Raw genomic sequence first — 9,483 nt, 5'->3', positions numbered from 1 at the left:
TGGGCGGTGGTCAGGCCGGCCACCTGGCTGGTGGCCAGCGCCGCCAAGTGGGTGCCGTCCAGTGCGTTCAACTGGTCCGTGGTCAGGGCGCCGACCTGGGTGGCGGAGAATTCCCGGATATCCGCCGTGGTCAGCGTGTTCAGCTGTTGGGTGGCCAGCGACCGTATCTGGACGCTGGTCAGGCCCGCCACCTGCGTGGCGCTTAGCGCCGACAGGTTGTCGCTTCCCAGGGTCGACAGCTGATCCGTGGTCAGGGCACCGACCTGGGTGGCGGAGAATTCCCGGATGTCGGCCGTGGTCAGCGCGTTCAACTGAGTGGTGGTCAGCACCTTGACCTGCGCGGCGCTCAGGCCCGCCACCTGGGCGCTGCTGAGCGCCGACAAGGCACTGGTGCTGAGGGAAGAGACCTGGTCGGTCGTCAGGGCGCCGACTTGCGCCACGGTCAGCGCCGTGGCGTCGCCCGGGGGCAGAGCGCTCAGCTGTTCCGTCGTCAACGCCCGGATCTGGGTGGTGGTCAGCGCCGCTACCTGGCTGGTGCTGAGCGCGACCAGGGTATCGGTTTCCAGGCCCGCCACCTGCGCCGTGCTCAACGCCGCGATTTGGCTGGCCGCGAACTCCCGCAGGTCGGCGGTGGTCAGGGCGTTCAGCTGGGTGGTGGTCAGGGCCTGGACCTGGGCGTTGGTCAGCTTGGTGACCTGCGTGCTGCTGAGGGCCGAAAGCGCATCGGTGCCGAGGGTGGCCACCTGGGCCGTGGTCAGGGAGGAGATCTGGACGCTGGTCAGGGCTCGCACGCTGCCGGTCGGCAGGGAGCCCAACTGGTCGGAGGTCAGCGCCTTGACCTGGTTGGCGGACAGGCTGGCGACCTGGGCCGTGGTCAGGGACGATGCCTGGCTGGTGGTGAGCGCACCCACCTGGGCGGTGGTCAGGCCGGCGAGTTGGGTGGCGGTCAGCGCCGTCAGCTGGGCGGTGCTGATGACGGCCAGCTGGTCGGTCGTCAGTGCGCCGACTTGGACGGCGGATAGTTCACGCACGTCGGCGGTGGTCAGGGCGTTCAGCTGGCTGGTGGTCAGCGCCTTGACCTGCATGGCGCTCAGGCCCGCCACCTGGGTGGCGCTCAGCGCTGACAGGGCGCCGCTGCTGAGGGCGGCGACCTGGTCTGTCGCCAGGGCGCCAATCTGCGTCACCGTCAGCGCCGCGGCGTCCGCGGTGGTCAGGGCGCCCAGTTGGTCGGAACCCAGGGCCCGCACCTGCGCTGTGGTCAGGGCCGCCACCTGGTTGGTGCCCAGCGCCACCAAGGTGTCGGTCTGCAGGCCGGCGACCTGGGCGGTGGTCAGCACCGCCACCTGGGTGGCCGCGAATTCCCGCAGGTCGGCGGTGGTCAGGGCGTTCAGCTGGTCGGTGGTCAGGGCCTGGACCTGGGCGTTGGTCAGCTTGGTGACCTGCGCGCTGTTGAACGCCGACAGGGCGCTGGTCGCCAGGGTGGCGATCTGGGTCGTGGTCAGGGAGGCGACCTGCGCCGTAGTCAAGGCCCGGACGTTGGCGGAGGGCAGGGCCGCCAGCTGGTCGGAGGTCAACGCCTTGACTTGGCCGGCGGACAGGCTGGCCACCTGGGTGGTCGTCAGTGACGCGCTTTGGCTGGTGCTGAGCGCGGACACCTGGGCGGTCGTCAGGCCGGCCAACTGGGTATTGGTCAACGCCGTCAGCTGGGTGGTGCTGACGACGGCCAGTTGATCGGTGGTCAGGGCGCCCAGCTGCGCGGCGGAGAATTCGCGGATGTCGGCGGTGGTCAGCGCCGTCACCTGGTCGGTGGTCAGGGCCTTGACCTGTGCCGCCGACAGGCTGGCCACCTGGGTGGCGCTGAGCGCCGACAAGGCGTCGCTGCCCAGGCTGGAAACCTGGCTGGTGGTCAGCGCGGTGATCTGCGCCGCCGTCAGGGCGCGGGCATCGGCCGTGCTCAACGCGCCCATTTGGTCGGAACCCAGGGCCCGCACCTGCGCTGTGGTCAGGGCCGCCACCTGGTTCGTGCCCAGCGCCACCAAGGTGTTGGTCTGCAGGCCGGCGACCTGGGTGGTGGTCAGCACCGCCACCTGGGTGGCCGCGAATTCCCGCAGGTCGGCGGTGGTCAGGGCGTTCAACTGGTCGGTGGTCAGGGCCTGGACCTGGGCGTTGGTCAGCTTGGTGATTTGCGTGCTGCTGAACGCGGACAGGGCGTCCGTGCCCAGCGTGGACAGCTGGGCGGTGGTCAGGGAGGAAACCTGCGGCGTGGTCAGCGCCCGCACGCTGCCGGTCGCCAGAGCCCCCAGTTGATCGGAACTGAGCACCCGCACTTGGGCCGTGGTCAGGGCGGTCAGCTGGCTGGTGGTCAGGGCCGACAGGTTGTCGCTGCCCAGCGCCGACAGCTGGGCGGTCGTCAGGTTGGCCACCTGGGCGGCGGTGAACTCCCGCATGTCGGCGGTGGTCAGGGCGTTCAGCTGGTCGGTGGTCAACGCCTTGATCTGGGCGGCGGACAGGCTGGCCACCTGGGCGCTGTTCAAGGCAGACAGGTTGTCCGTCCCTAGGCCGGCGATCTGGGCCGTGGTCAGGGAGGAGACCTGGCTGGTCGACAGGCGCTGGATGGCCGCGGCACCCAGCGCGTTCATCTGGTCGGAATTGAAGCCCTTCAGCTGCAAGGCGGCCAGGCTTGCGACCTGTTGCGTCGTCAGATTGGCCACCTGGTCGGTGCTGAGTGCCGAAAGCTGCAGGCTGGTCAGCCCCGTCAGCTGGGTGGTGGTCAGGGCCGAGAGGTTGTCGGTATCCAGGCCCGCCAGTTGGGCCGTGGTTAGGGCCGTCAGCTGCGTGGCCGTGAATTCCCGCATGTCGGCGGTGGTCAGGGCGTTCAACTGGTCGGTGGTCAGGGCGCGGACCTGCGCCGTCGTCAGCCGGATGACCTGGGTGGAACTCAACGCCGATAGAGTGTCGGAGCTGAGGCCCGCGACCTGCGCCGTGGTCAGCGCCGCCACCTGGGCCGTGGTCAGGCGCTGCACCGTGGCGGTGGCCAGGGCGGCCAGCTGGTCGGTGGTCAGGGCCTTGACCTGGGTGACGGACAGGCCGGCCACCTGGCCGGTGCCCAAGCCCGCCACCTGGTCGGTGCTCAGCGCCGCCACCTGGCCAGTGTTCAGGCTGGCCAGCTGGGTGTTGGTCAGTGCCGCGAGGTTGCGGGTCGCCACCGAGGACAGCTGGTCGGTGGTCAGCGCGCCGATCTGGGCGGCGGTGAACTCCCGCATGTCAGCGGTGGACAGGGAATTCAGCTGGTCTGTTGTCAGTGCCTTGACCAGGGGGACGGACAGGCTGGCCACCTGCGTGGCGCTCAAGGCGGACAGGGCGTCGCTGCCCAGGGCGGTGATCTGGCTGGTGGTGAGGGCGTTTAGTTGCGCGGTGGTCAGCACGCGGGCGTCCGCCGTGGTCAGGATGCCCAGTTGATCGGAATTCAGGGTGCGGACCTGCGCCGTCGTCAGGCTGGCCACCTGCCCGGTGCCCAGCGCCGAGACCACGTCCGTTGACAGGCCGCTCAATTGGGCGGTGGTCAGGCTGGCCACCTGGGCGTTGGTGAATTCGCGGATGTCGGTGGTGGACAGGGCGTTCAGCTGGTCGGTGGTCAGGGCCTTGACCAGGGTTGCGGACAGGCTGGCCACCTGCGCGGCGCTCAAGGCCGATAGGTTGTCGCTGCCCAGGCCCGCGATCTGCGCCGTGGTCAGACCGCTCAACTGCGCCGTGGTCAGCGCGCGGACGTCGGCGGTGGAAAGCGCGGCCAGCTGGTCGGTTGTGAAGGCGCCGACCTGCGCCTTGGTGAATTCCTGGATATCACTGGTGCCCAGGGCCGACAGCTGGTCGGTGGTCAGGGCATGGATCTGGCTGGAGGACAGGAGCGACAGCTGGGTCGCCCTCAGCGCCCTGAAGTCGTCGGTGCCCAGCGCCGCGATGTCCGCGTCGCTGAAGGCCTGGAGCTGAGTCGCGCTGAACACCATCTGGCTGACCTGGAAGGCCGCCACTTGGGTGGTCGTCAATGACTTGATCTGGGCGGTCGTGAGGGCCTGGACATCCGCCGTGGTCAGCTTCTGGATGTTGGCCGTCGAGATCGACGCGACCTGCGTAGGGGTCAGAAGACCGATTGACGAAACCATACCCACCCCCGATCGCATCTCTTTGAGATGCCTCGTTCTCGGCGAAAATCCACACCCCTTCTGGGTGCCGCCACTGCCCCCGTGGCGATGACGTCCCCCTTGCCCTGCGCCCCCCTACTGGGGGTCCCGGGAAGGTCCTTGAGACAAAGCCACCCTGGCGTCCCTTTGGGAGCGGCCATGAATGGCGCCGCGATGCCAATCCGTCGATTGCATCGCTGCCCGCAGAGTATCCGTTTTCGTGGTGTTTGACATCTGCGAATGCAAGCTTGCGTTCGCCGGCCGCAATAGGTGCAAAGGGGTGGGATGGCGGATCATCCGCCAGGGGCGCCGCCTGGGTCGCGGGGGCCCAAAAAAAACGCCGGCTGTCGAAGGACAGCCGGCGAAGATGAAGGGAGCCTCATAAGGAGGTTGAAGGCTTGAGAGTGTCAAATCCGTCACGGTCAAGCCCCTCTTATATAGCTCCGTCGCGGATTGATGAAAAGTTAAAAAACCGTGGCAAGCGTGTCACACTTCAAAAAACTGACCTCATGGTTAACTCGAAAGGTTCAGTCACCCCGTACTTCCTCTACCATCTCCTCCAAACGGGCGAAGTCGCGCACCAGAAGGGAGTTGTCCTGGCGGACGACCAGCTTGTCGCGGGACAGGTCACCCAGCACGCGCGCCACCGTTTCGCGGGTGGTGCTGACCCGGGCGGCGATGTCGCTGTGAATCGGGATGGGGGAGATGGCGGCGGTGTTGTCGGTCTTCAGGGTGGGCTTGGCCAGGCGCAGCAGTTCCGCATGCACCCGGTTGTTGGCGCCCAGGGTGGACAAATCCATGATACGTCCGGTGGCGGAACGAACGATGCTGGCCAGCCGGGTCATCACGCCCCAGGCGATGGTGGGGTTCTGGGTCACCACCTGCTGGAACAGGCGGGGCGACATGAAGGCGACCATGACCTCCGTCAGGGCCACGATGCTGGCGGATCGCGCCTCGCCGTCGATGGCCGACAGTTCACCCAGGTAGCCACCGGCCTCGACATCGTCGAAGGTGACCTCGCGGCCGGAGAGGGAGTAGTTCACCACCCGCACCCGGCCCTCGACGATGAAGCAGACGTCGCGGCTGTCCGACGCGCGGTCGATCACCTGTTCCTGCGGGTGGAAATGGCGCCAGCTGCATTGCTTGGCCAGGCTGGCACGCTGGTCCGCCGTCAGGGGGGCCAGCAATTCGATGCTGTCGAGGGACGCGGCTTCGATCACGGGAATGGGCTCCGGATAGGGTCGGTCACGGCGCGGGTCGCCCCCGCGCCGGGCCCCTAACATTGGGTCAGATGGCCGATTAAACAGGGGCTGACCGGACAATAACGATACACGCGTTCCACGTAAACGTTCCCCCATATAATCGGGCCCGCGCGCACTGTCGGCAGACCTTCTGGCAGAAGCCATCCTACGCCCTTGGCGCCGACAGTCGCCTGGGCGCCAGGGCCGCTTCCTCCACCCGGATGCGGTGGGCCAGCAGCAGGGCGTTGGCCAGGGAGAAGGCCAGGGCCAGCCGCCAGGCGCCGAAGGCCAGCGGCAGGGCCGCTATCTCGGCCACCACCACGCAATAGTTGGGGTGGCGGATGAAACGGAAAGGACCGCCCCGGACCAACGGCGCTTGCGGCAGGGTGATGATTCGGGTGGTCCAGTAGGGGCCCAGCGTGCGGATGACCCAATAGCGCATCAGTTGCAGGGGAATCAGCAGGGCCACCAGGGGCCAGACGATGGGCGCGTCGGCCGGAACGAACAGGAACAGCGCCGCCAGCCAGGCGCTGTGCAGCATGATGAACAGCGGGTAGTGCGCGCGCCCCACCTTCTGGCCGCCCTGGTCCAGCAGGCTGCGGGTGTTGCGGTTGGCCACCCACAGTACCGCCAGGCGCTGCACGGCCAGCAGCAGGACGACGATTTGCGGGGGGCCGAAAGCGAGTCCATCCATGGCTTAAAACCGCATCAGGCCCAGGGCGGCGATGAAGCCGGGCCCCAGGGCGGACAGCAGATGCAGGCCCCGCGCGCCCTGGCGCACCCGGCGCTCCAGCACGAACAGCACTGTCGCGGCCGACATGTTGCCATGCTGGCGCAGCACGTCGCGGGCCTCTCCCAACCCGTCGGTGGCCGGGGCCAGGACCTCCTCCAGCGCGTCCAGCACCTTGGTGCCGCCGGGGTGGCAGATGGTCCCGGCCAGGTCGGACAGCGTCAGGCGCTGGCGGTCCAGGAAGCCGGCCACCACCTGGGGCAGCTTCTCCCGCACCAGCATGGGGATGCTCTGGGCGAAGATGACGCCCATGCCGTCATCCTCCACCTGCCAGCCCATGATGCCCAGGCTGTCGGGCCAGCGATGCTCCGCCGACGCCAGGAAGGCGGGACCTGTATCGCGGCTTTTCGGATCCGCACGCAGGATGGCGGCCGCCCCGCCATCGCCGAACAGGGCGGTGGCGATGACGTTGGCCTTGCTGAGGTCGCCGCGCCGGAAGCTCAGCGCGCACAGCTCCACCACCAGCAACAGGACGTTGGCCCCCGGCCGGGCGGTGGCCCAGGTGGCGGCGCGCGCCAAGCCCAGCACGCCGCCGGCGCAGCCCAGGCCGAACAGGGGCATGCGCTCCACATCGGCCCGCATGCCCAGGCGCTGCATGATCAGGGCGTCCAGGCTGGGCGTGGCGATGCCGGTGGAGGAGACGGCGACGATGGCGTCGACGTCGGTGGGCTTGAGGCCCGCCCGCTCCAGCGCCTCGGTCGTGGCGCGGGTCAACACGTCGACGGCATGCTCAAGGTACAGGGCGTTGCGCTCCGACCAGCCGTGCGGCTCCAGGTACCAGTCCAGCGGCACGCAGGAGGCGCGGCCCTCGATGCCGGCATGGGTGAAGACGGGCGCCAGCCGATCGAAATCGCGCAGCCGGTGGGCGAAAACCTGTCGGGCGCCGGCCAGCGCCTGTTCCTGCGTCAGGCGATGGGGCGGCAGCGCCGTGGCGATGGACAGCAGGCGGGCGGGAGAGATGGGCTGGGCGATGGCTTTGTGGGAAACGCGGGCCATGTTCGGGCTTGTCCTCCCGGTTTGTGCTGATGCCGGCCGCCCCCACCTGCTGGCGGGAACGCCGGTATCCTCCGGCGAATATCCTAGGCGCGGCTGGCTCCCTGGACATCCACCGCTTTCGGAGAGCGGTCGCGCTAACCCGGTCTGGAATAAAAGGCCGATGGCTTACGTCCAAGCAGGCCGGACACATGAATGCCGCGTTACGCGCGGTGCGTGTGCCCGCGATGATATTAGTTGTATAAACCAAAGCCCTAAATCGGAAATTTTATAATGATAATACATAATCGACCTGAGCGTGTGTAAGCGCTCGGACATAAACGGCGGCCTTCGGGCACGCCAACGGAAAGGGCAAGGAAAAATGTCGACCCCCATCTCCATCGTGTTGCAGGCAAAATCAGCCATCAATCTGAGCGATCTGAGCGCCAGCGGCTCCGGGGCCGTGCAAGTCAAAGGCCTGCAGGCCGGCGCATATTCGGTAACGTTGAAAAACGACACCATGCAGTTCAGAAGCGGCATCAAGGTGAACCAGATCATAATTTTCAACACGTCGCCTGTCACAACCGGTGACTATATTCGTTGGTACTATTTGGTGAATACCGTTGAGGGAATTGTAATGAATTACGATGGCTCCGGTTCGGTTTATGTATTCATCGTCGACCACGGTACTGTCGCCGACAACACAGGGTCGGTGACGGTTAATTTCTCCCTGGTTCCCAGTTGACGACTAGGGGTAAGCGCTAGGCCGCGCGGCGTTTCCAGGTCGGGATCGCGGAATACCATCAGGCTGGCGCTGTCCCAGGCCAGGCCGACATCCGTGATCTAGGTGGGGGCGCCGCGCCGTCCGGTGTTGGAATAAAGGGGCTGACCGCTTCGTCAGGACGGGTTCAGATCACCATCAGGACCAGCAGGCCCAGAAGGATCAGGGCCAGGGGCGTCACACCCAGGATCAGGCGCAGGCGGCCCACGCGGCTGGGCCGGTCCGCCGGGATGGACCGGGCGCGATAGGCGCCGACCGATGCCAGGAACAGGGCGCCGGCCAGCGCGCCACCGATGATGGAACCGATCAGCGCGCCTTGGCTGTCGACAGGGGCGGGCGGCATGACGCTGAGGACAACCGGCACCATGCCCAGACCGAATCCGATCATGGCGTGCTTGAATACCGTCAGGGTGCGTTGGCTGACTTTCCGGGGCATGGGGTTCCTCGCTTATCGGGATTGGAAACCCGATGCGAGGTACGGCGTGACAGCAATCCCACCAGTGTCCGGAGCAAATAGGTCACCCCGACCGCAGCGTCCGCACCGCCTCATCCCGCTGGAACAGGTAGAGCAGCACGCGCAGGGCCTGGCCGCGCGGGCTTTCCAGGTCGGGGTCGCGGGACACCATCAGGCTGGCGTCGTCGCGGGCGGTGGCCAGCAGGTCGGCGTGCACGGTGATGTCGGCCATGCGGAACTCCGGCAATCCCGACTGGCGGGTGCCCAGCACCTCGCCGGCGCCACGCAGCTCCAGGTCCTTCTCGGCGATGACGAAGCCGTCCTCCGTCGCCGTCATCACGTCCAGGCGAGCGCGGGCGGTTTCGCCCAGCGGGGCCGTATAGAGCAGCAGGCAGGCGGAGGGGCGGTCGCCGCGCCCCACCCGGCCGCGCAGCTGGTGCAGCTGGGCCAGGCCGAACCGCTCGGCATGCTCCACCACCATGATGGTGGCTTCCGGCACGTTCACCCCCACCTCGATGACGGTGGTGGCGACCAGCACGGACAGTTCGCCACTGGCGAAGCGGGCCATGACGGCGTCCTTCTCCGTCCCCTTCATCTTGCCGTGCACCAGGCCGACGCGGTCGCCCAGCCGTTCCATCAGGGTGGCGTGGCGCAGGGTGGCGTTGGCCAGGTCAACCGTTTCCGACTCGTCCACCAGGGGGCAGACCCAGTACACGCGCTGCCCGGTTTTGATGGCGGCGGCCACGCGCTCCACCACCTCCTCGACGCGGTCCGACGCGGCGGCGCGGGTCACCACCGGCTTGCGCCCCGGCGGCTTCTCCGTCAGGCGGCTGACGTCCATATCGCCATAGGCGGTCAGGGTCAGGGTGCGGGGGATGGGGGTGGCGGTCATCACCAGGGTGTCCACCCCGCGCCCCTTGGCCGCCAGGGCCAGGCGCTGGTGCACGCCGAACTTGTGCTGTTCGTCGATGATGGCCAGCGCCAAATCCTTGAACGCCACATCCTCCTGGAACAGGGCGTGGGTGCCGATCAGGATGTCGATCTCCCCCGACGCCAGGCGATCCAAG

The 9,483-nt window shown here is 67.5% G+C and carries 7 protein-coding genes; 1 reads left to right on the top strand and 6 read right to left on the bottom strand.

Annotated features, from left to right (window positions below; genetic code table 11):
* The 4 genes from I55_RS26965 to I55_RS26950 form a co-directional block, all read right to left on the bottom strand.
* Positions 1-4,160 (bottom strand): hypothetical protein (locus I55_RS26965; RefSeq protein WP_044563824.1); only part of this gene is annotated, 4,160 nt, incomplete at its 3' end.
* 545 nt (positions 4,161-4,705) lie between these two features.
* Positions 4,706-5,398, bottom strand: a complete 693-nt coding sequence (locus I55_RS26960; protein ID WP_307718732.1) for a Crp/Fnr family transcriptional regulator — start codon at positions 5,396-5,398, stop codon at positions 4,706-4,708.
* 187 nt (positions 5,399-5,585) lie between these two features.
* Positions 5,586-6,113, bottom strand: a complete 528-nt coding sequence (locus I55_RS26955) for an isoprenylcysteine carboxyl methyltransferase family protein (RefSeq protein WP_044563823.1) — start codon at positions 6,111-6,113, stop codon at positions 5,586-5,588.
* A gap of 3 nt (positions 6,114-6,116) precedes the next feature.
* Positions 6,117-7,205, bottom strand: a complete 1,089-nt coding sequence (locus I55_RS26950; RefSeq protein ID WP_044563822.1) for a type III polyketide synthase — start codon at positions 7,203-7,205, stop codon at positions 6,117-6,119.
* 358 nt (positions 7,206-7,563) lie between these two features.
* On the opposite strand from I55_RS26950, the gene I55_RS26945 reads away from it, so the two are divergent.
* A complete protein-coding gene (locus I55_RS26945; protein ID WP_044563821.1) occupies positions 7,564-7,926 on the top strand; it encodes a hypothetical protein in 363 nt (120 codons plus the stop codon).
* A 163-nt stretch (positions 7,927-8,089) separates the two neighbouring features.
* On the opposite strand, the gene I55_RS26940 is transcribed toward I55_RS26945, so the two are convergent.
* Positions 8,090-8,398 (bottom strand): hypothetical protein, encoded by a 309-nt coding sequence (locus tag I55_RS26940; RefSeq protein ID WP_044563820.1) that lies wholly within the window; start codon positions 8,396-8,398, stop codon positions 8,090-8,092.
* Positions 8,399-8,480: 82 nt separating this feature from the next.
* Positions 8,481-9,483, bottom strand: a 1,003-nt coding sequence (locus I55_RS26935; protein ID WP_044563819.1) for an ATP-dependent DNA helicase RecG, incomplete at its 5' end; no start/stop codon positions are given.

Source organism: Azospirillum sp. B4, from assembly GCF_000333275.1.
Classification (GTDB): Bacteria; Pseudomonadota; Alphaproteobacteria; order Azospirillales; family Azospirillaceae; genus Nitrospirillum.
The sequence above is the reverse complement of the archived record's forward strand: the minus strand, read 5'-3'. Positions and strand labels throughout refer to the sequence as shown.